At 58.8% G+C, this 20,727-nt stretch carries 17 protein-coding genes; 7 read left to right on the top strand and 10 right to left on the bottom strand.

The annotated features are described in order from the left end of the window. Positions 1–165: 165 nt before the first annotated feature. Positions 166–1,482 carry a xylose isomerase gene (xylA, locus tag ASG35_RS27650; protein WP_056365254.1) on the bottom strand — a complete coding sequence of 439 codons (1,317 nt, stop codon included), beginning with the start codon at positions 1,480–1,482 and terminating at the stop codon, positions 166–168. A 253-nt stretch (positions 1,483–1,735) separates the two neighbouring features. Between xylA and ASG35_RS27645 the strand changes: the two genes are divergently transcribed. Then, on the top strand, positions 1,736–2,944 hold the full coding sequence (locus ASG35_RS27645) for a XylR family transcriptional regulator (RefSeq protein ID WP_056366071.1): 1,209 nt from the start codon (positions 1,736–1,738) through the stop codon (positions 2,942–2,944). Positions 2,945–2,969: 25 nt separating this feature from the next. After that, on the top strand, positions 2,970–4,046 hold the full coding sequence (locus ASG35_RS27640) for an aldose epimerase family protein (RefSeq protein ID WP_156393389.1): 1,077 nt from the start codon (positions 2,970–2,972) through the stop codon (positions 4,044–4,046). 11 nt (positions 4,047–4,057) lie between these two features. On the opposite strand, the gene ASG35_RS27635 is transcribed toward ASG35_RS27640, so the two are convergent. Together ASG35_RS27635 and ASG35_RS27630 are read right to left on the bottom strand one after the other, a co-directional pair. Beyond that, the gene (locus ASG35_RS27635; protein ID WP_056365248.1) at positions 4,058–4,405 is read right to left on the bottom strand and encodes a cupredoxin domain-containing protein; all 348 of its coding nucleotides are present in this window, start codon (positions 4,403–4,405) and stop codon (positions 4,058–4,060) included. Beyond that, entirely contained in the window at positions 4,402–5,367 is a 966-nt protein-coding gene (locus ASG35_RS27630; RefSeq protein WP_056365245.1) for a metallophosphoesterase family protein, read from the bottom strand. Before ASG35_RS27630 ends, ASG35_RS27635 begins: the two co-directional genes overlap by 4 nt. 190 nt (positions 5,368–5,557) lie before the next feature. Here ASG35_RS27630 and ASG35_RS27625 point away from each other — a divergent pair, with 190 nt between their 5' ends. The 3 genes from ASG35_RS27625 (at position 5,558) to ASG35_RS27615 (ending at position 8,974) form a co-directional block, all read left to right on the top strand. Further along, positions 5,558–6,166: an RNA polymerase sigma factor gene (locus ASG35_RS27625; RefSeq protein ID WP_056365242.1), complete on the top strand. Its 609-nt coding sequence runs from the start codon at positions 5,558–5,560 to the stop codon at positions 6,164–6,166. Then, positions 6,156–6,833, top strand: coding sequence for an anti-sigma factor family protein (locus tag ASG35_RS27620; protein WP_056365238.1), 678 nt, complete (start codon positions 6,156–6,158; stop codon positions 6,831–6,833). The genes ASG35_RS27625 and ASG35_RS27620 overlap by 11 nt, the downstream gene beginning before the upstream one ends. Before the next feature lie 377 nt (positions 6,834–7,210). Continuing rightward, on the top strand, positions 7,211–8,974 hold the full coding sequence (locus tag ASG35_RS27615) for a pyrrolo-quinoline quinone (protein WP_235527767.1): 1,764 nt from the start codon (positions 7,211–7,213) through the stop codon (positions 8,972–8,974). Positions 8,975–8,990: 16 nt separating this feature from the next. Here ASG35_RS27615 and ASG35_RS27610 read toward each other — a convergent pair whose 3' ends face one another. The 4 genes from ASG35_RS27610 to ASG35_RS27595 form a co-directional block, all read right to left on the bottom strand. Further along, positions 8,991–10,520 carry a GGDEF domain-containing protein gene (locus ASG35_RS27610; protein ID WP_082508640.1) on the bottom strand — a complete coding sequence of 510 codons (1,530 nt, stop codon included), beginning with the start codon at positions 10,518–10,520 and terminating at the stop codon, positions 8,991–8,993. Positions 10,521–11,506: 986 nt separating this feature from the next. Then, positions 11,507–12,019 carry an orotate phosphoribosyltransferase gene (gene pyrE / locus ASG35_RS27605; protein WP_056365235.1) on the bottom strand — a complete coding sequence of 171 codons (513 nt, stop codon included), beginning with the start codon at positions 12,017–12,019 and terminating at the stop codon, positions 11,507–11,509. A 196-nt stretch (positions 12,020–12,215) separates the two neighbouring features. Next, positions 12,216–13,901 carry an NAD-dependent malic enzyme gene (locus ASG35_RS27600; RefSeq protein WP_268761144.1) on the bottom strand — a complete coding sequence of 562 codons (1,686 nt, stop codon included), beginning with the start codon at positions 13,899–13,901 and terminating at the stop codon, positions 12,216–12,218. Continuing rightward, the gene (locus ASG35_RS27595; protein WP_056365229.1) at positions 13,892–15,058 is read right to left on the bottom strand and encodes a mandelate racemase/muconate lactonizing enzyme family protein; all 1,167 of its coding nucleotides are present in this window, start codon (positions 15,056–15,058) and stop codon (positions 13,892–13,894) included. Before ASG35_RS27595 ends, ASG35_RS27600 begins: the two co-directional genes overlap by 10 nt. A gap of 124 nt (positions 15,059–15,182) precedes the next feature. Between ASG35_RS27595 and ASG35_RS27590 the strand changes: the two genes are divergently transcribed. Together ASG35_RS27590 and ASG35_RS27585 are read left to right on the top strand one after the other, a co-directional pair. Further along, entirely contained in the window at positions 15,183–16,082 is a 900-nt protein-coding gene (locus ASG35_RS27590) for a LysR substrate-binding domain-containing protein (protein WP_056365226.1), read from the top strand. Between the two features lie 220 nt (positions 16,083–16,302). Further along, the gene (locus tag ASG35_RS27585) at positions 16,303–16,629 is read left to right on the top strand and encodes a DUF4148 domain-containing protein (RefSeq protein ID WP_056365224.1); all 327 of its coding nucleotides are present in this window, start codon (positions 16,303–16,305) and stop codon (positions 16,627–16,629) included. A 91-nt stretch (positions 16,630–16,720) separates the two neighbouring features. On the opposite strand, the gene ASG35_RS27580 is transcribed toward ASG35_RS27585, so the two are convergent. The 3 genes from ASG35_RS27580 to frc form a co-directional block, all read right to left on the bottom strand. Next, a complete protein-coding gene (locus ASG35_RS27580) occupies positions 16,721–17,968 on the bottom strand; it encodes a YbfB/YjiJ family MFS transporter (protein ID WP_056365221.1) in 1,248 nt (415 codons plus the stop codon). An 82-nt stretch (positions 17,969–18,050) separates the two neighbouring features. After that, a complete protein-coding gene (locus ASG35_RS27575; RefSeq protein ID WP_056365218.1) occupies positions 18,051–18,794 on the bottom strand; it encodes a hypothetical protein in 744 nt (247 codons plus the stop codon). A gap of 113 nt (positions 18,795–18,907) precedes the next feature. Beyond that, positions 18,908–20,155, bottom strand: coding sequence for a formyl-CoA transferase (gene frc / locus ASG35_RS27570; protein ID WP_056365215.1), 1,248 nt, complete (start codon positions 20,153–20,155; stop codon positions 18,908–18,910). Positions 20,156–20,727 lie beyond the last annotated feature (572 nt).

Raw genomic sequence — 20,727 nt, 5'->3', positions numbered from 1 at the left:
GCGGAATCTACTCCTTGCGCCGCGAATTCGTGTTCACGGTCGTCGGTTTTACAAAAGCTGGGTTCTTTTATTTTCGATTAGCCTCTCCTTTATCCGCATCTGGCGCAATTGCGAAATCAGCCGGGCCGCTTAACGTTTTTCCCTGAGACGTCAAGGCGCAATGCCTTAGCCGTATATCGCCTGATTGACGATGTTCTCCAGATATTCCTGCTGCCCGCTGACATGCTGCGGGTTAACACGGCGTCCTAGCGCATCGATGGCAAGCGACTCCAGCGAGTAGCCGCCCGACAGAATCTTGCGGCCGAATTCCGTATCCCAGCCTTCATAGCGGCGTTTCTTGAATTCCGCCAGCCTGTCGTTTTCAACCAAAGCGGCCGCCCGCTCCAGAGCGATTGCGATGACGTCGATCGCGCCAATATGACCGTAGAACAAATCTTCCGGCGCGACGCTCTGGCGCCTGACTTTCGCATCGAAATTCATGCCGCCCGTGCTGAAGCCGCCGTGCTTCAATATTTCATAGAGCGCGAGCGTCAACTCTTCAACGCTGTTAGGAAACTGGTCGGTGTCCCAGCCATTTTGCGGATCACCACGGTTGGCATCCACGCTGCCGAATATGCCGAGCGCGTAAGCCGTCGCGATTTCATGATGGAACGAATGCCCCGCGAGCGTTGCGTGATTCGCTTCTATGTTCACGCGGATTTCATTTTGCAAACCAAACTGCGTAAGAAAGCCGTGGACGGTGGCGACATCGTAATCGTATTGATGTTTGGTGGGCTCTTGCGGCTTGGGTTCAATCAGCAACGCGCCCTTGAAACCGGTCTTGTGCTTCTGCTCGACGACCATGTCGAGAAAGCGTCCAAGCTGATCGCGCTCGCGCTTGAGGTCGGTATTCAACAGCGTGTCGTAACCTTCGCGTCCGCCCCACAACACATAGTTTTCACCGCCTAGCCGATGAGTCGCTTCCAGCGCCTGAAAGACCTGCGTGGCCGCGAAAGCAAACACCTCCGGATTGGGACTCGTTGCCGCGCCCGCCGCATATCGCGGATGCGAAAAAAGATTCGCAGTGCCCCACAGTAGCTTGATGCCCGTTTGCTCTTGCTTGGCCGCCAGATAGTCGGTGACGCCTTTGAAGTTGTTGACGTAATGCTTGATGCTGTCGCCTTCAGGTGCAACATCGGTATCGTGGAAGGTGTAATACGGTGCGCCGAGCTTTGCGAAAAAATCGAACGCGGCGTCCGCCTTTAAGTGTGCGCGCTCGATAGCGTCGCCAGGCTGCTGCCACGGCCGATGAAATGTGCCCTGTCCAAACATGTCCACGCCTGGCCAGACGAACGAATGCCAGTAGCAGACCGCCAGCCGCAAATGGTCCTCCATGCGTTTGCCGAGCACCAGCTTGTCGCGATCGTAGTGCCGGAAAGCAAAGAGATTATTCGAATCCGGGCCTTCGTAGCGCACGGCTGGCAAATGTTCGAAATACGACATGGGCGTCTCCGTCTTTTAATGTGACGCCATGCTGCCAGCTTGATCCGCATTGGGGCAATTGCGAAATCCACCAGCGCTCATGGTGATTCTTGAGCTAAGTGGAAATCGGACTGGCGATTCGCGCCGCGCCAAGCCTAGAATCAGCAAACGCTAAAAAAGCGGTTGCCAAACAAACACCAAAGGCGCATGTTGCGCCGCAACGGAGATGACGGGCTTCTCGCTGCAACGCGGCGCGGAATTCGTCCGGAGATCGATGACACGACCCCAGACCGCTCAGGCTTCGCACAGGATCGCGCTGCTGTTCAACGCGAACAAGGTGTATGACCGCGAAGTGATCACGGGCATCGGCAATTATTTGCTGTCCACACGCGTTGCGTGGGACCTCTTTCTGGAAGAGGATTTCCGCTGCCGGCTCAACGGGATTGAACGCTTCGAGGGCGATGGCATCATTGCGGATTTCGACGATCCCGCCGTTGCCGAAGCGCTAGGCGATTCGCAATTGCCCGTGGTCGCAGTTGGTTCATCGTATGCGGATGCTTCGTATTATCCGGCGAGCCTGCCCTACATTGCCACCGACAATGCCAAGCTCATGTCGCTGGCTTACACCCATCTGATTGGCGCCGGCCTGCAGCGCTTCGCCTTGTATAGCTTGCCGGAATCGCCGGAGAACCGCTGGGCTCAGGAGCGCGAACTGGCGTTCAAGGCGCTGATTGCCGCCGATGGCCTGGAAGCCGATATTCATCGCGGCCTGCCGACCAGCGCACCGGTCTGGAGCCAGGCGAGCGCGCAATTGACGTCATGGCTTGAAAGCTTGCCGAAGCCTGTTGGCGTGATCGCGGTCACGGACGCACGCGCGCGCCATTTGCTGCAAGCGTGCCTTATTTCAGGCATTCCGGTTCCGGAGCAGGTTGCGATCATCGGCATAGACAACGATCCGTTGACGCGTTCGCTTACGCGCATACCGCTGTCTTCAGTTATTCAGGGGACCGAAGAAATGGGACGAACGGCAGCGCATTTGCTTCATCAGATGCTTGGTGGCGCGCGCTTTCATGGCAGGCGTATTCTCGTGCCACCGGTCGGCATCAACGTGCTCGAATCGACGCGTCATCAGCCTGTATCAAGTCCCTATGTCATGCGTGCTCGCCACTACATCCGGCAGTACGCGTGTCAGGGCATCAAGACTGAACAGGTGGCCGATTACGTGGGTGTATCGCGTTCCTCACTCGAAGATTACTTCAGGCGCGAACTCGGGCATACGGTGCATCAGGAAATCCTGAACCATAAGCTCGATGTCGCGAAGCAGCTGCTCGCGCGTCACGATCTGTCGAGCGCGGAAGTCGCCATCCGATGCGGCTTTACTTCATTGCAATACATGTACGCCGTATTCCGCCGCGAGCTCGACTGCACGCCGCGCGAGTATCAAGAACGGCTGCCCGTTGCGTCATTCGACCATCCGGGCTGATCCCTCTTTCATGAATCTCGTTGCCATGCCTACCATCGCCCGACCAGGCTCTGTCCGCGTAAGCGCCGAACGCTGGGGCACGCTGCCCGGTGGCGATGTTGCGCGGCTGTTCACGCTGCGCAATGCGCATGGGATGCGCGTGGCGATCAGCGATCTCGGCGCGACACTCGTTTCGTGGAACGCGCCTGATCGCGCGGGACGTGTGGCCGACGTGCTGCTCGGCCACGACACACCCGCCGAGTATTTCGCCGGCCATGCCTATCTCGGCGGCGTCATCGGGCGCTGGGCCAATCGCATCGAAAACGCGCGCTTCGCGCTTGGCGGCGTGGCTTATTCACTTGATCGCAACGAAGGCGGAAATCTGCTGCATGGCGGTGCGGCGGGATTTCATCGAGCGTTATGGGATGCGCGGGAAGTCGATGGCGGGATAGAACTCACGCACGAATCCCCGGAAGGCGAAGCGGGATTTCCCGGCGCGGTATCGACCACGTTGCGCTACACGCTCGACGACGACGGCACCCTGACGCTCGCGTACGAAGCGGTATCCGACGCACCCACGCCCGTGAACCTGACGAACCACGCATGCTTCAATCTCTCGGGCGACGACACCACCGATATTCGCGGCCACGTCATTTCCATAGACGCCGACACCTTCTTCGAAGTCGATGCCGCGCTGATCCCCGAAAACCGCGCGGAAGTGGCGGGCCATGCGTTCGACTTCCGTGCGAGCGCTCCGCTCGGCGCGCGGCTCGACTGGCCGCACGACCAGTTATCGCGTGCAGGCGGTTTCGATCATTGCTATGTAGTCGGCGAAGGTGGCGATGCGCAGAAGCCTGTAGTGCGCCTCTACGACCCCGCCAGCGGCCGTGAACTGACCATGGGCACGACCGCGCCCGGCGTGCAGTTCTACACGGGCAATCATCTCGATGGCATCGTCGGACGCCGCGGCCGGCGTTACGGCAAACACGCCGGCCTGTGCTTGCAGGCCGGCGCGTTCCCCAACCAGGTCAACATGCCGGACGCCGGCAGCGTGATCGTGAGCCCGGGCGAAACCTACCGGCAGGTCACGTGGTATCGCGTCGGCGTGCGGCACGGCGCGTAATTCCACGCCGCCTATTTCACGACGATCGTGCCCGTCATGTGCGGATGAAGCGAACAGAAATATCGATACGTCCCCGGCTTTACGAAGACCTGTGAGAACTTTTCCCCGGAATCCAGAGGCGGCGACTTGAAGGTTCGCGGAGACGCATCTTCCACGACGGTATGTGGAATATCGTCACGATTTTCCCAAGTCACGGTCGCGCCGGCCGCAACCGACAACTGCGTGGGACCAAACGAAAAGTTATCGATGACAATCGTGGCCGCTGGCGCGACATCGGCGAATGCGGGACCTGCTGCAACGTTCATGGCGATCAGCAGCGTTGCGATCCGCACGACCCTGGGAGTTGAAAAGAGTCTCATACGCTCAACCTCGTATCGACGACGGCCAGTTCCATCTTGCCCGGCACGTAATTCACGGAGCGAACGCCAAGCAAGGTGCGCAAGGTGTCGGCGGGAACCTTCATTGGCCCCGGACCCGCGGCCGTGCCCGGCCCCGGTTGCGGAAAGGCCGTGGACATCGCCGAGTAGAAGCTGATGTCGCCCTCCACCTTCTGCGCGACCTGATGCACGTGGCCGTTGAGGACGGTCACCGACCCGAAGCGTTTCATCAGGCTCAACGCCTGCGCGCTGTCGTCGGTGCCCCATCCCCATTCCGGATACAACGACCACAGCGGAATGTGCGCGAACACCACGAGCGGTGTGCTGCTCGAACGGCGTGCAAGGTCCTGTTTGAGCCAGGCGAGTTGTTCGTCGCCGAGATAACCCAGTCCGCCGCCCTTTAGATTCAACACGTTCGTCAGACCGATGAAGTGAACGCCGCCCTGGTCGAAGCTGTACCATTTTTTATCGGCGGGCTTCGAGAAGCGTTCGAAATACGAATTGCCGTCGTCGACGAGAACGTCGTGTTCGCCGGGCACGTAGTGGACATCCAGCCCCGCGCTGCCGATGATCTGCGCGGCTGTATCGAATTCGCCCGGTTTCGACAAATGACTGATGTCGCCGGTGTGGATCATGAATGCAGGCTTTTCGTTCGATGTCCGGATCTTGTCGACGGCTTCCTTCAACGTGCTTGCCGGGTCGAGGTTCGGGTCCTTGCTGAAGCCTATGTGGCTGTCGCTGATCTGCACGAAGCTGAACGCATGACGGTCGACTTCGGCGGCTTCTGCCGTGCCGCCCAACACTTTCGAGCCGGGTACGCCGCCACTGAGCGTCCATAACATGCCGGCGCCCGCCCATGCCATACAGCTGAGCGCGGTTCGTCGTTTGGCGCCGTGCCCGCTGAGTATTTCGGGCGGGTCGATATCTTTCGTGATGTCGGACATGACAGGTTCCTTGTGTCGTTGAGGATGGGGTCAACTGCCCCATGCTCATCGAACCGAAACCCGCCTCGCCTTATTCCCGGTTTATTTTTTTCGCAAAGTGCCGCGATCGGGAATAAATTAATGACAGCGCGAGTAAGTTAGATTGAGTGCCTGCGTTTTCGCGCGGCCGGCGTTTCAACGGAGAAAACCGATGGGGAAGTCCCCGCCGAATCGCTTTGATCAGGTCATGCTGCCGCATCTTGATGCAGCGTATAACCTTGCGCGCTGGTTGAGCGGCAGCGCGACCGAGGCCGATGACGTGGTGCAGGAAGCTTTCCTACGCGCCTTCCGTTTTTTCGATGGCTACACCGGCGACAACCCGCGCGCATGGCTGCTCGCGATCGTACGCAATACGTGGTTCACGGAGTGGCGCAAGCATCGTCATCAGGCTGACGCAACGCCTTACGACGACTCGTTGCAGGTAGACGAACAGCTTCCCGGCTGGTCCGACGAAAGCGGCGACGACCCCGAGAAGATCGCGGTACGCCAGGACGAGACCGAGCTCGTGCATCGCGCGCTGGCCATGTTGCCGGTGGAGTTTCGTGAGGTGATCGTGCTGCGTGAACTGGAGGACATGAGTTACAAAGATGTCGCCGTGGTGGCGGGCATCCCGATTGGCACCGTCATGTCGCGGCTATCGCGCGCGCGACGCTTGTTGTGCAGTGCGGTGCGCGTCGCCCAGGGCAACCCGGAACAACCTGCTATTCGTCTGGTGAAGACACCACCCGCCAGTGCCGAGGAGTCCAAGCGTGGAAACTAATAATGAAGTGTCACTCGCCGACAAGCTGCGCGATGGATCGCTTTACGAACGCGCGCCGTCGTCGCTGCATGCTCAAGTGCGTGCGCGGCTCAACGAGCAACACAACAAGAAATCCTGGTTCTCGTTGAACTGGCCGATGCGCTCCGCGGGATTGCTGTTTGCCGGCGGCGGCATAAGCGGGATCTGTGCGTGCGCGCTGGTATTTCTGTCTGTGATGTTCTTTCAGCGTCCCGCCGGAACGGGCGCGATCGAGCAAGAGATCGTCGCGAGTCACGTGAGGGCGTTGATGTCGTCGCGAACCATGGACGTGCTTTCAAGCGATCAGCATACGGTGAAGCCGTGGTTCAACGGACGCATCGATTACGCGCCTCCCGTGGTCGATCCGCAAGCGCAAGGTTTTCCGCTGGTTGGAGGAAGGCTCGACTATGTCGATCATCGGCCAGTTGCCGTGATGATTTATCGGTACCTCAAGCATCCAATCGATCTCTATGTTTTCCCTGATACCGGAGCACATTCGTCGGCGCCGGCGGCAATGACTACAGAGTCGAGCGAAGGGTATTCACTAATCAAGTGGAAACAGAATGGCATGATTTTCTGGGCGATAACCGATGCTTCACCGGTTTATCTGAAGCGGTTTGCCGATTCCATTGTCGCGGGCCTGCAATAGGATTCAGGCCGCGCCCAAGCCTGGCTTGGGCGGCCGTTTTCATCACATGTTTCAGCCAACCAAAAGCTGCTTTGTGGAAGGCGTATCGAACGGTATTCATCTGACATTCACCGCATCTGAAAGCGCCTTCGTATAGACAATTCAATCCGTGACGTCGCGATGACAAAGCGCCTCTTCCCAGGCGCTTTTTTTGCTAAAGTTAGGCACCACACGCCGCTTCGTCATGCTGATCAATTCATAGTATTCGTGCGTGGACGACGCGGGTATCACGTGCTGTGGGGACCATTCGACACGGGAGAATCACCGTGAAATCTCTGCACTCCAAATTCGCTTTTTGTGCGGCTTATCAGCGTCGTCTTTTAGAGAGTTGTGCAGGATTGCTAGTCGTGGTGTGCCTCGTGTCTTGTGGCGGCGGTTCAGGCAGCAGTCCGGCCACTTCCGCCAGTGCGGGTGGTGCCAGCGGCGCGGGCGGCGCCAGCGGAACCACCACAAGCCCAGGCGCGGCGTCTGCGCCCGCGGCTAGCACTCCAGCCGGCACTACAACCCCGCCGGCAACGATACCCGCCACGCCGGGTATGCCTGCATCGGGCGGAACGAATACAGGCTCGACAAACCCAACTCCCGTCCCGTCCTTCGCAACCGACGTACTGATGCATCACAACGACCTCGCGCGAACGGGTCAGATGCTCGCGGAAACAACGCTCACGCTCGCCAATGTCAACTCGGCCGCGTTCGGCAAGCTGCGGTTTCTTCCAGCCGACGGCAAGGTCGACGGCCAGCCGCTCTTCGTCACCAACCTGACCATAGGCGCAGCGACGCATAACGTCGTCTATGTGGTGACCGAACACGACAGCGTCTACGCCTACGACGCCGACAGCGGAGCCGCGTTGTGGCAAAAATCGCTGGCGGGAGCCGGCGAAACCCCGAGCGCCGATGTAGGCTGCAACGACCTCACACCAGAGATCGGGATCACGTCGACGCCGGTCATCGACCGGTCGCGTGGTTCGAATGGCGCGCTTTACGCCGTTGCCATGACCACGGACGCCGGCGGGAATGTTCACCATCGTCTGCATGCCATCGATCTTTCGACCGGCGCGGAATTGTTCGGGGGCCCAACTGAAATTTCCGCTACCTATCCGGGCAACGGCGCCGAAGGTTCGAATGGCCTGCTGACCTTCAATCCGGCCTTGCACACGGTGCGCGCCGCGCTGACGCTCGTCAACGGGAACATCTACATGGGCTGGACCGCGCACTGCATGAGTGGCAACTACAACGGCTGGCTGATGACCTACAGCGCGGATACGCTCAAGCAAACGGGCGCGCTTCCCGTGACGCCGAACGGCAGCAAGGGATCGATCTGGATGGCGGGTTCGGGCATGGCGTCGGACGGGACGTCCATATATTTCATCGATGGCAACGGCACCTTCGGCACCACTCTCAATGCACAAGGATTGCCTGCCGACGGCGATCTGGGCAATGCCTTCGTCAAGCTGTCCGCGACCGCGAATCCAGTAGCCACCGATTACTTCGCCATGTTCGACGTCGTGGCGCAGGCTGCCGCCGATAACGATTTCGGCTCGGGCGGCGCGATGTTGCTGCCCGATCAAACCACGTCGAATGGCACTGTCAAACATCTGGCGGTTGGCGCGGGCAAGGACAACAACATCTACGTGGTCGATCGCGACAATATGGGCAAATGGAATCCGGCAACGAACAACAATTGGCAAACGCTGAGCGGTGTTCTTGCTGGCGGTATCTGGGGTTCGCCTGCTTACTACAACAACGTGGTCTATTACGGCGGCCAGACGGATGCGCTCAAGGCCTTGCCGATTACCAACGCCCTGCTCGCCACCACGCCTTCATCGCAGAGTCCGACGCGTTTTCCCTATCCCGGCGCAACACCGGCCATCTCCGCGAACGGCGCCAGCAATGGAATTGTGTGGGCGGCGGAAAACGGCGCGGTTGCCGCGCTACACGCCTACGATGCGACCAATCTCGCGCGCGAGTTGTACAACAGCAATCAGGCCGGCACGCGGGACCAGTTCGGCGCGGGCAACAAATTCATCACGCCGATGATCGCCGCAGGAAAGGTCTACGTGGGCGCCACGAACGGCGTGGCCGTGTTCGGCTTGCTGCATTAATTCGTCGCCGGGCGCTTCAACTAATAAGCACTTCGTCGGTGTGCGGACCGGCTACGCTCGTCTGGTTTCTGCCCGACGCTTTAGCGCGATACACCGCACGATCCGCTGCCTTGATCAACGCGAGTGCGTCGGCGATATCTTCCGCTTGAGTCGATGCAACGCCGATACTCACCGTAATCATGCCGTGCTCGCTGCCCGTATGCGCGACAGACAGCGCACGTACCGCCGCGTGGATTGCCGTGGCGATGAGCGTCGCGCCCTTGCTGTCCGTTTCCGGCAGCACGACCACGAACTCTTCGCCGCCAAAGCGCGCGGTGATATCGCCGGGACGCTGGCTGCATTTCGCGATTGCCTGAGCGACGGCGGTTAATGCGTCGTCGCCTGCCTGATGGCCGTAGGTATCGTTATAACTCTTGAAACGGTCGATATCCACGAACAAAATGGCAAGCGGCTCACCCGAGCGTTTCGCCCTTTGCCATTCGAAAAGCAGGCGTTCGTCGAGATTGCGCCGGTTGCTGAGTCCTGTCAGCCCGTCGACACGCGTCATGTTGCGCAAGCGCGCCTCCACTTCCAGACGGTGCTGAAACTCGACCGATAAAAGCCGCGCCGCGGACAACAGCCCGAGAACCAGCAAAGCCGTGACCACGCCGATGTACCACGCCCGGCTGTTCCAGTCCGCGAAGACATAACGGCTTGTCGGCGCGATGACCACGATCATCTTGAGCTTGTCGAAACGGCGGAAGCTATAAAGCCGCTCGGTGCCATTCTTCGATACACCGAAAAACGAGCTAACGCCCGTTGTCCGGAATCGCTCGAAGTTTTTGCGTCCGGTGAAATTTTCGTCGGGTCGGGTTCCATCGCTTGGATAGCGCAGGATTACGTGGCCGTCGTCCTGAAGCAACGTGATGCTGCCGTCCGGTCCGAGGTTCACGCCGGACAACAGGTTCTTGAAATAATCGAGCCGGAACGCCGCTACCACCACGCCCGCGAAAGAACCGTCCGGGCGATTCACCCGGCGGCTAAACATCAGATCGACCTCGCCTGGATTCAGACGCGATTGCAGCGGCCGGCTAACAAACAATCCAACTCCAGGGTTGTCGCGATGAACGGTGAACCAGATGCGGTCGGCAAGATTGGTACTGCGCGGAACCGTACTCGATGAATCCACGATGATCTTTCCATGTGCATCGAGACATAGGAAAGACCCTATGTAGCGGCTCGCGGTCGCAGACCGGTCGAACAGCAACTCGTTGCGAAGGCGTGGCGGCAACTGCATGACGTCCGCGTCTTCCGCGCCATCCACGGCTGCCTGGATAGAGAGATCCGTGAGTTCGGCGGTATGGGTGATGTCGTGTTCCAGCACGCGGGCGAGGTTATCGGCGTTCTCGGTCGCACGGAGCGTGGCGTCGCTGCGCGCCTGCACGAGAATCGCCATGGCCGAGGCGAGCACGACAATCGAGAACGCAATGCTCCCGAGACTGATTCCATTAGGATGGCGCGCGAGCGCTGCTCTTAGCCGAAAGAAAACGGTCGGTTTTTTTAACATTCGAAAGCTTCCAACGCTCGGGCGATGGTGTTCGGCATGTCGCCATGACCTTATTTATATGCTTGCGTAACCGTGTCCGGCCAGCGACGCGGCTCGAATATCAACCTTTTTTCAAAGCATTCGGTTTGATGTAGCCAATTCCAAACCAGCTTCACCGACTACGATGGCCTTCAGCGTATTCGCTAAGCTTACAGTGAAGGCTAATATTAATGTTTTTCAGCGCGCTATCAATTACAAATTTTAGTGGCTTTATTTGCACCAGGAAATGCGAAAGCCGTTCCCGTAACAGGAACGGCTTCACCGGAGTCTTGCAGACGCCTAAATTAATGGCATCGATTAACCCAATGGTGATGCACCTTCACCTTATGGCATTCACGGTGGTGGTGATTGTCTGCCGCGTACGCTGGAGCGATTGCGCAAAACGTCGATATCGCGACTGTAAGCGTGAGAGCGATCTTCTTCATAGTGTTTTCCATAGGTAGTCGAATGAATTGGCTTATGCATGTCTTAGCTTACGGATTTGATTTTGTAAGCTAAGTCGCATCTGCGCATGAACCCGAAGTGTTCACCTTTTGGTTACCGCAAGAGGCGTTCCAGTCAGCAAAAGCGTTTCGGATTTTGTCATGTCGTGTAACGCATATAAGTCGCGCTGTGACCAAAATTGCAAATGGTGGGCTTTTGTAGGGGATTTTTCCTTAGGCTTTTTTAATTCCGGATGCCGAACGATTATCTGGCCGCTTGAATAGTCGTGTCGATTGACGAAGACTTTCCGACGCGTTCAACCGTTTTTAACAGCGCGCTGGCTGTGCGCCATCGGCGCGGCCGCGGGCGGCGACTCCCGCGGCGTGAAATGCATCCACCTGCTCACGCGATCCGGTCTTGAAGCGGCCCTGCGATTTTCGATAATTTGCCGTGGTCGAGATACACCGCAAGCCAGAGGCAAGCCATACACTTTGCACGCGCCGAGGGAAAAACGCGTAAAGAGCCTACGCGCCTTCGATTTCCGAGAACGTATATAGCGATCGCAATTCAATGCCGATGCCTTCGAGCATTTCCTTGCCGCCGCTCTCGCGATCGATCACGCAAAGCGTCACCGATACCGGTACGCCGTCCGCGCGAAGCTTCGCGGTTGCATCGGCAATGGCGCCGCCGCTTGACACAATGTCCTCCACCAGCACGAGCTTTTTGCCAGCGAGGTCCGCGCCTTCCGCGTACTTGCACGTGCCGTATTCTTTCGCTTCCTTGCGGATATACGCTGCCGGCAAACCGGTCGCCTGGCTCAGCATGGTCACGATAGGGATACCGCCCATTTCGAGGCCGCCAAGAATTTCCGTGCCGGGCGGGATCAGCGGAACCATTGCTTCGGCGATCGCCTTGAGCAGGGACGGATCGGATTCGAAGCGATATTTATCGAAGTAGGTATTGCTGCGCTTGCCTGAGCGCAGCAGAAAATCGCCGCTCAGTTTGGACACTTCGCGGATTCGCTTGGCCGTGGACATGAATGAATTCCTCTTACTTTACCGGGTGACATTTGTTTCGCGGTCGCAAATCTACGCGAAAACTGGCGATCGAGGAAGCGATTCTCTACGACTTCGGCAACGTCCGCTCGCGAGCGGCCGCCGCGGAAAATCGCCGAATGCCTTACCCGGCAAGGCTTAACACGTTTTACGGCCACCCAGCTCGTCCCGTTCTGACCTAAAGCGTATAAGCCGGTTTGTAAGCGCAATCGCGAATCAGCGCCGTAATGTCGTCGGGTCGCGGCACTCGGGCGAGATCGTTATCGAAGATGCATTCGGCCACGCGCACAGCCACATGCAGCGACGCCTCGAAGATCTTGCTTTGCGGCGGATAGATCAACCCGGTCGCAAGGCTCGCTTCGGACACTTGCTCGGCCACGGCCTTCGCTGCGGCAATAAACATTTCGTCAGTCACGCGGCTCGCCTGTGTGGCGAAAACCGCCATGCCGAGCGCCGGGAAAATATAGACGTTGTTGCCTTGACCCGGCACGAACGTCCGCCCTTCGATTTCCACTGGCGGAAACGGACTTCCGCTCGCGAAAATTGCGCGGCCCGACGACCATTTATAAGCTTCTTCCGCCGTGCATTCCGAACGCGATGTCGGGTTGGAATACGGAAAAATGATCGGGCGGTCGTTGATCTCCGCCATTGCTTCAATCACGTGCTGATTGAACAATTTCGGCACCGTGCTCACGCCAATGATGCCAGTCGGTTTCAGCGCTTTCACGGCATCGGTGAAGTTGTCCACCGGCGCGTGATCGACGGCGAACGGCTTCTGGAAATCAACAAGGTCGCCGCGCGACTTCACCATGAGGCCGTTGACATCGAAAAGTGCATTGCGCGCACGCGCTTCATCGATAGTCAGTCCTTCCAGAACCATTGCCTGGCTGATCAATTCGGCGATACCCGTTCCCGCCGAACCGCCGCCGAGAAACAGAAAACGTTGGTCGACAAGCTTCTGCTTCGAGATATGCAGCGCGGCAAAGATGCCGGCCAAAGCAACCGCCGCAGTGCCCTGGATGTCGTCGTTATATGTGCAGATCTTGTCCTTGTATCGAGCGAGCAAAGGCACGGCGTTGAAGTTCGCGAAGTCTTCCCATTGAACGCAGCATTGCGGATGCAACTCCAGCGCGGCTTCAACGAACTCGTTCACGAACGCATGATATTCGTCGCCACGTACCCGCTCCTGACGCAAGCCGAGGTACAACGGGTCGTCGAGAAGATCGCGATTGTTCGTGCCGACATCGAGCATTACGGGCAAGCAATATTGCGGCGGCACGCCTGCGCATGCGGTGTAAAGCGACAGCTTGCCGATAGGAATGCCCATGCCGCCCACACCCAGATCGCCGAGTCCGAGGATACGTTCGCCATCCGTCACCACGATGAACCGGACCTCTTTCTCCGGCCAGTTTTGCAGCAGTTCTTTAACGCGCCCGCGCGCCGAGATAGGCACATACATGCCGCGCGTCGCCCGGAAAATATGATTGAATTTCTGACATGCCTCGCCGACTGTCGGCGTGTAAACCAGCGGCATGAAAGTCGCCGGATCGGACATGATCGTGGCGTAGAACAAGGTCTCGTTCCGCGCTTGCAGATCGGAGAGAAGCAGGTACTTTTGAAGATCGCTGTCGAGCGCGGCGAGTTCGGTGTGCGTGCGCGCAACCTGCAGTTCGAGCGAGCTTGATCCGGGCGGCAAGAGCCCTTCGAGATGGTACTTGCGACGCTCTTCCTCCGTGAACGCGGATCCTTTGTTAAGACGCGGATCGCGAAGAATGTCGCGGCCGGATAGCTCGATCGGTTTCTGCATGTCAGTCTCCTGTGCCTGATGTTTGTGGACGACTCCAAAGTCAGCGCTTACGCCGATAACGCCTGCATGTGCGCATACAAATCGCTTTTCCCTTCAAAGCCGATGCCGGGAAGCTCGGGCAAGGTCACATGACCATCGACCACTTTCACGCCATCTGGAAAACCGCCGAATGGCTGGAACAGGTCCGGATACGATTCGTTGCCGCCAAGGCCGAGACCGGCCGCAATGTTCAACGACATCTGATGCCCGCCATGTGGAATGCAACGCGAAGGCGACCAGCCATGCTGATGCAGCATATCGAGCGTGCGAAGGTACTCGACCAGTCCATAGCTGAGCGCGCAATCGAATTGCAGGTAATCGCGATCCGCGCGCATGCCGCCATAGCGAATGAGGTTACGCGCATCTTGCATCGAGAACAAATTTTCGCCCGTCGCCATGGGTTTGTCGTAGTAATTGCGCAGCGTTGCCTGAAGCTCGAAATCCAGCGGATCACCGGCTTCTTCGTACCAGAACAGATCGTATTGCGAGAGCGCCTTGGCGTACTGAATGGCGGTATCGAGATCGAAGCGGCCGTTAGCATCTACTGCAAGTTTCTGACCGTCCTGCAGCACTGAAAGCACGGCATCGATACGACGCAGATCCTCGTCAAGCGACCCGCCGCCAATCTTCTTCTTGACCACGGTATAACCGCGGTCGATGTAGCTGCGCATCTCGTCTTTCAGCTTGCTGTAATCCTGACCGGGATAGTAATAACCGCCTGCTGCATAAACGAAGACCTTGCGATCCGGCGTGCCGTTGCCATAACGTTCGGCCAGCAGCTGGAACAGCGGCTTGTCTTCGATCTTCGCCACCGCGTCCCACACGGCCATGTCGATGGTGCCGATTGCTACGGACCGCTCACCATGTCCACCCGGTTTCTCGTTGGTGAACATCGTTGCCCAGACCTTGTGCGGATCGAGATTGCTGCCCGATGCATCGACCAGCGAATCCGGATCGGCTTCGAGCACGCGCGGAATGAAACGCTCGCGCATCAGCTTGCCCTGGCCATAGCGCCCGTTCGAATTAAATCCGTAACCCACTACAGGTTTGCCATCACGGATCACGTCCGTGATCACCGCCACCAAACTCAGCGTCATCTTGCTGAAATCGATATACGCATTACGGATGGATGAACTGATGGGAATAGTCTGCTCGCGAATCTCCACAATTTTCATGTGCCTGTCTCCTTGATTGCTGGACTAAGTGAACGCTCAAGCACGTGCTTCAGCCGATAAACGAAGCTTACGCGCGCGCCAGCGCGTTACACTTCACCGGTACTCATTTGATTATTCAGTTTAAGTGAAGAACGACGGCACATCGGATCTCGAATTTTTCGTTCAGCTTGCGCGCCTTGGCAGCTTGTCGGCGGCCGCGCGCGCGCTCGACCTTACGCCTCCGGCCGCCACGCGTCGGCTTGCATTGATGGAACAGCGCCTGGGCGTGAGGCTCGTGAATCGCACCACGCGCAGCACCAGCCTGACCGACGAAGGCGATACTTATCTGCGTCATGCCACACGCATTCTTGCTGCAATGCGGGAGATGGAAGACGCGGTATCGCGCAGCCGGGAAGCTCCTCGTGGCATCTTGCGCGTGAATGCATCGCTAGGATTCGGGCGCACGACAATTGCGCCACTCGTCTCCGCGTTCGTGCAGCGTTATCCGCAAGTCGAAGTTCAACTCGACGTGACGGATCGGCCCATCGATATTGTCGAGCACGGATTCGATCTCGCAATCCGCTTCGGCGCCCTGCCCGATACCCGGCTCAACGCGCGCCGCATCATGTCGAACCGGCGCTTTCTGTGTGCGTCGCCGACGTATTTGCAACGGCATGGCAATCCCGCCGCGCTGAGCGACCTCGCGCGGCACAGGACCATTCTTCACAGGCAGAACGACGACGCCTATGGCGTATGGCGTTTCACGCGCGACGGCGAGACGGTTGCGGTGAAAGTGCCAGGCGGATTGTCGAGTAACGACGGTGATATCGTTCTCGGATGGGCGCTCGATGGACATGGCATATCCATTCGCTCCGAGTGGGATCTCGCCAAGTATCTCGAGAGTGGCCGGCTGAAAGTCGTGCTGCCCGAGTTCCTTCTGCCGCCGGCCGATCTGTTTGTCTACTATCCGAGCCGCCGGAATCAGCCGGCGCGGATTCGCGCGTTTATCGACTTTCTGGCGGAACACTTTCGTACGTCGCAATGATTCGACGTTGATCACGAATTAACTGCACTGAAACTTAAGCGATGCTGATTTCCCGCCGCTTTATTGTTGCCGAAACAACAAATATCTTTCGACGAAACTATCGTTTTATATCGTTAATAGGAGGCCTAGACTGGTTTCAAAGGTTGCGGATGCAGAAGTAAAAACGAGTCTGCAGCGCATTACTCGAAACAGCGAAAAAACAGAACTCTGGAGGTTCATCATGACCAAGTCACTTCTTCCCGCTTTGCTGATTACATCGGCTCTTGCAGCACCGACTTTTGCCTTCGCTCAAAGCGATGCACCCGTTACCCGCGCTGAAGTGCGCGCCCAGTTGAGCGCGCTCGAAAAGGCCGGTTATAACCCGGCGACGAACGACAATTACTACCCGCAAGGCTTGCAAGCCGCGCAGCAACGCATTGACGCCGCCAACGGCGTGGAAGCGCAGTCGTATGGTCCGTCGACGAGCGGCACGTCTGCATCTGGAATGCGCGCGACATTGGCGCCGGCATCGCCGATTCAACAACATTCGATTTACTTCGGTCATTAATCTTTCGCGCGAAGTCTGAAACGCGAAGCTCTGACTCTGAAATACGAAAGCTTGAAAAAATCGCTCATCGCTTGAAGGCGTGGGCGATTTTTTATGCACGTTTGTTTTGCAAAGGCTTTTGCAATGCCGCCAACACCGCGCCGGCCGCAAGCATGGCGGATGAATACATCAGTCCGCGCGCGAGGCCCGCACCATCCGAAATCCAGCCGATCACGACCGGCCCCACAATCTGCCCGAACGCGAACACGATCGTGAACGCGCCGATCCCGCGTGTCCATTGCGCAGCGGGAAGGTTGTGCCGCACGAACGCGGTCGTCGATGCCACCGCCGATAAAAACGTCGCGCCGAATAGCGCGCCCGAAACGAACGCAACGGCCGGTTGCGCGAAAACCGCCGGCATTATCGTGGCGAATGCGAGGACGCCGTTGAATACGGCCAGCGCCTGGCCGCCGCGCATGCGATTGAGCAAGCCCGACCAGATTCGCGCAGAGCCGATCGTCGCCACGCCGAGCAGCACATAAAACGCCGTCACCACCGCCGAGCTCATTCCTGCAGCTCGAAGCAGCGCGATCAGGAACGTCATGTAGCCGATATACCCGACGCCGAAAAGGCCGTAGCCGGTAAGCATGTAACCGAGTCGAGTCCACGGCAGGCGCGCGGAAGCGATCATGTTTCCCGCACCGGCGACCGGCGCAACATCGTGGATCCCAATCTTGCGTGCCGCTGCAATGGCCGCGATCGAAGCCACGCCGCACGCCGCCGCAAGCGCGAACCACGCCCATTGCCAGCCATGCATGCCGGGCAATGTCGTGACCGGAACCAGCAGCGCCGCGGCAATGATCCCGACGCCCGCGCCGCCGTAATAAAGGCCGAGGACAAGGCCGGCATCGAGTGGATGAGCCGATGCAAGCCGCGCGGCAAGCACGCTTCCGCCGACGAATATCGACGCGCTCGTCATGCCGGTCACGACACGTTGAACAAGCAGCGCGTGGGTATCGGAAACGAGACCGCCCGCGATCATCAACAACGCGGTCAGAACGCATCCGCCGATAAAACACACACCCGCAGGAAAGCGGCGCGACAACAGCGGGAAGGTCAGCGCGCCGAGCAGATAACCGATGGCGTTCGCGGTGTTCATGGCGCCGGCCTGCGCAAAACTCCAGCCGAGGTCGGCTTTCATGGCGGGCAAAAGCAGCGCGTAAGAGAAGCGCGTAAGGCCGAGCGCAATGGCGGTTCCAAACGATAAACCCGCCGCAAGCACCAGCGTAGAACGCCGGGAACGGGTTTCACTCGATGCGGGAAAATAGGGCGCCGCGTTGCTGCGGGATTCGTCGATCATCGGCTGGGCGGCTTGAGCATTTGGGAGTCGGGCAAACGACGAATGCGGGAAACGCCGTCATGGTAACGCCACGCCTCTTTTTCTACTTTTTGCTCGATACCCGCGACGGAACCACGCTCGTGCACGCGGCCACGCATCCCAGCACGAGCGCGACGCCCGTCACGACCAGCGCGCCGTTCGCCAGTCCAACGCCCGCCGCGACGACCGAGCACGCCGCATAGCCATTCAACGCAGCGATAAACACCGGGTACGCGCGGTCCGCGAGCGCCATCGCGAGATAGGCGCCGATCAGCGCGATCATTGCGCCGATGATCACCACCGCGACCGCCCCGCCCTCGAACCCCGCCGTGTAAGCGATGACCGTGCACAACGCCGCGCAAGCGAAGTGCATGGCGCTGGCGGATGCGTTCTGGAAGACGTTGTCGAGCACGCGGAAACGCGAACCGACCCGCAAATATCCCGCGACAAAAACCACCGCCACGGCCGATAACCCACCCAGCGCGGTCCATCCGAGCGAGGCGCCGGTATCGATTCCTAATGCGCGATCCGCCGATGCCGACGCCAGCGCCGCCAACGCCAGCGCGCTTTGCAGCGATGCCGTCGTGGCCTTTCCGAACCTCGGCGTGAATACGGCAAACGCCGCGATGGCGAGCGCGACGAGCATCGACTCAAATCCTGTCGCCATGGCGTAGGCCACGATCACGGCCGTGCCGACGCCGGCGGCATCGCGCAATGCTTGTTGCCGCGCCGGCGATATTGCGCCCGGCGTACGCAGACTTTGTACCGATGCAATCACCGCTAGCGCACACCAGACTCCGTCGAGCATCGATGTATCCGTGTCAGAAAGATTGTTGATTCAACGTCACGAAGGTATCGAATTCCTGTGCGCGGCGCCATTGCGGAAAGCGCGCATCCGCGCATGAAAGACGCGCAAATAAACTAGATCGCGCCCAGGCTGCGGAGCGTCGCGATCTGGTCGGGCGTGTAGCCGAGCTCCGTCATGACTTCATCCGTGTGTTCGCCGAGAAGCGGTGAGCGCGTGACGTCCGTGGGGCTATCGGAGAGCTTGATCGGGTTGCCGACGGTCAGATATTTGCCCCGCACCGGATGATCCACTTCCACGATCGTCCCGGTCTTTCGCAACGACGTGTCCTCGGCGATTTCCTTCATCGAGAGGATTGGTCCGCACGGAATGTCGTGTTGATTCAGGATCTCCATGGCATCGAACTTGGACTTGGTCATGGTCCATTGTTCGATCTCGGCGAAGATATCCTTCAGATGAGGAAGCCTCGCTGCCGCCGTGCTGAAGTCCGGATGATCGATCCACTCCGGCTTGCCGATCACCTTGCATATTTCGCCCCACACGGGCGCCTGCGTGATGAAGTAGATGTACGCGTTCGGGTCCGTTTCCCAGCCCTTGCATTTCAGGATCCAACCGGGCTGGCCGCCGCCGGACGCATTGCCCGCGCGCGGCACGGCATCGCCGAATTCGCCGTTCGGATATTGCGGATATTCCTTCATCACGCCGGTGCGTTCGAGGCGCTGCTGATCGCGCAGTTTCACGCGGCAAAGATTGAGCACACCGTCCTGCATGGCCGCGAGCACTTTCTGGCCGCGGCCTGTTGTGTTGCGCTGATAAAGCGCGGTGACAATCCCGAGCGCCAAGTGCAGCCCCGTTCCCGAGTCGCCGATCTGGGCGCCGCTGACAACGGGCGGTCCGTCATCGAAACCGGTCGTCGATGCCGCGCCTCCCGCGCACTGAGCGACGTTCTCGTAGACTTTGCAATCCTCGTAGGGCCCGGGACCAAAGCCTTTCACCGACGCAACGATCATCTTCGGATTTAGTTCCTGGATGCGTTCCCACGTAAAACCCATGCGGTCGAGCGCGCCCGGCGCGAAGTTTTCGACGAGCACGTCGCAGCTTTTCACGAGCGATTCGAGGACCTTCTTGCCTTCCGGATTTTTCGTATCGATGGTGACCGAGCGCTTGTTGTGATTCAGCATCGTGAAATAGAGGCTGTCGGCGTCGGGGATGTCGCGGAGTTGTTCGCGGGTGATGTCGCCAATGCCCGCGCGCTCGACCTTGATGACGTCGGCGCCGAACCACGCCAGGAGTTGGGTGCAGGTCGGGCCTGACTGGACGTGCGTGAAGTCGAGGATTCGTACGCCAGTGAGGGCTTTGCTCATAGGGTCTCGTGGACGTGGGTTTTTAGATGCTGCCGCTTGGGGGTCGTGCTTTGCTGTGATATACAATATTCCAAGGGCTGGCGGAGTCAAGAGGGTATTTTCCAGAGGCGCGCCCCGTAAGGGGTCGCAAGGTTAATACCGGGTTGTTGCTTTTTAAGTTCTCGCGCGCTCCGTCTTAGCTGATTTTTTTAGCACCTTTCGCCACTGTCCGTGGCGGGACTTCATTTCTTTTTCCACAACGGCGAAAAAGAAACGAAGCAAAGAAAACGCCTTCCAACCGCTAATTCTTAAGTGTCCACAGCGTGCAGTCTTTAACTGCGTGGCACGCAAGAAGCACCCTCAGCGCATAACCACGCCCCGCTGAAACCCTCCCCCTCCGCCAACAGATACCCACACGCTTCGCCACCAGTGTCGGAATCCGTTAATACGGAAACCTGTTCCAGACATAACAACGGGTTGAGCCCATAACCGGTTCACCGCATTTTGAACGCAGACCTCGCCGCCAGCACTGCGGCTATTCACTTGGGCGCCAGCGCGCGTAGCGCGGAGGCCTGGTTAATGGATTCTCACAC

Source organism: Burkholderia sp. Leaf177, assembly GCF_001424345.1.
In the GTDB taxonomy this organism is placed as follows: Bacteria; Pseudomonadota; Gammaproteobacteria; order Burkholderiales; family Burkholderiaceae; genus Caballeronia.
This window is presented reverse-complemented; position numbering and strand designations above follow the sequence as displayed.

Excerpts from the sequence above, each read along its gene's own strand:
- xylA (WP_056365254.1), bottom strand. The coding sequence starts at position 1,482 with ATGTCGTATTTCGAACATTTGCCAGCCGTGCGCTACGAAGGCCCGGAT.
- ASG35_RS27640 (WP_156393389.1), top strand. The coding sequence starts at position 2,970 with ATGCCTACCATCGCCCGACCAGGCTCTGTCCGCGTAAGCGCCGAACGC.
- ASG35_RS27630 (WP_056365245.1), bottom strand. The coding sequence starts at position 5,367 with ATGTCCGACATCACGAAAGATATCGACCCGCCCGAAATACTCAGCGGG.
- frc (WP_056365215.1), bottom strand. The coding sequence starts at position 20,155 with ATGAGCAAAGCCCTCACTGGCGTACGAATCCTCGACTTCACGCACGTC.
- ASG35_RS27580 (WP_056365221.1), bottom strand. The coding sequence starts at position 17,968 with ATGATCGACGAATCCCGCAGCAACGCGGCGCCCTATTTTCCCGCATCG.
- ASG35_RS27635 (WP_056365248.1), bottom strand. The coding sequence starts at position 4,405 with ATGAGACTCTTTTCAACTCCCAGGGTCGTGCGGATCGCAACGCTGCTG.
- ASG35_RS27595 (WP_056365229.1), bottom strand. The coding sequence starts at position 15,058 with ATGAAAATTGTGGAGATTCGCGAGCAGACTATTCCCATCAGTTCATCC.
- ASG35_RS27610 (WP_082508640.1), bottom strand. The coding sequence starts at position 10,520 with ATGTTAAAAAAACCGACCGTTTTCTTTCGGCTAAGAGCAGCGCTCGCG.
- ASG35_RS27625 (WP_056365242.1), top strand. The coding sequence starts at position 5,558 with ATGGGGAAGTCCCCGCCGAATCGCTTTGATCAGGTCATGCTGCCGCAT.
- ASG35_RS27575 (WP_056365218.1), bottom strand. The coding sequence starts at position 18,794 with ATGCTCGACGGAGTCTGGTGTGCGCTAGCGGTGATTGCATCGGTACAA.
- ASG35_RS27645 (WP_056366071.1), top strand. The coding sequence starts at position 1,736 with ATGACACGACCCCAGACCGCTCAGGCTTCGCACAGGATCGCGCTGCTG.
- pyrE (WP_056365235.1), bottom strand. The coding sequence starts at position 12,019 with ATGTCCACGGCCAAGCGAATCCGCGAAGTGTCCAAACTGAGCGGCGAT.
- ASG35_RS27585 (WP_056365224.1), top strand. The coding sequence starts at position 16,303 with ATGACCAAGTCACTTCTTCCCGCTTTGCTGATTACATCGGCTCTTGCA.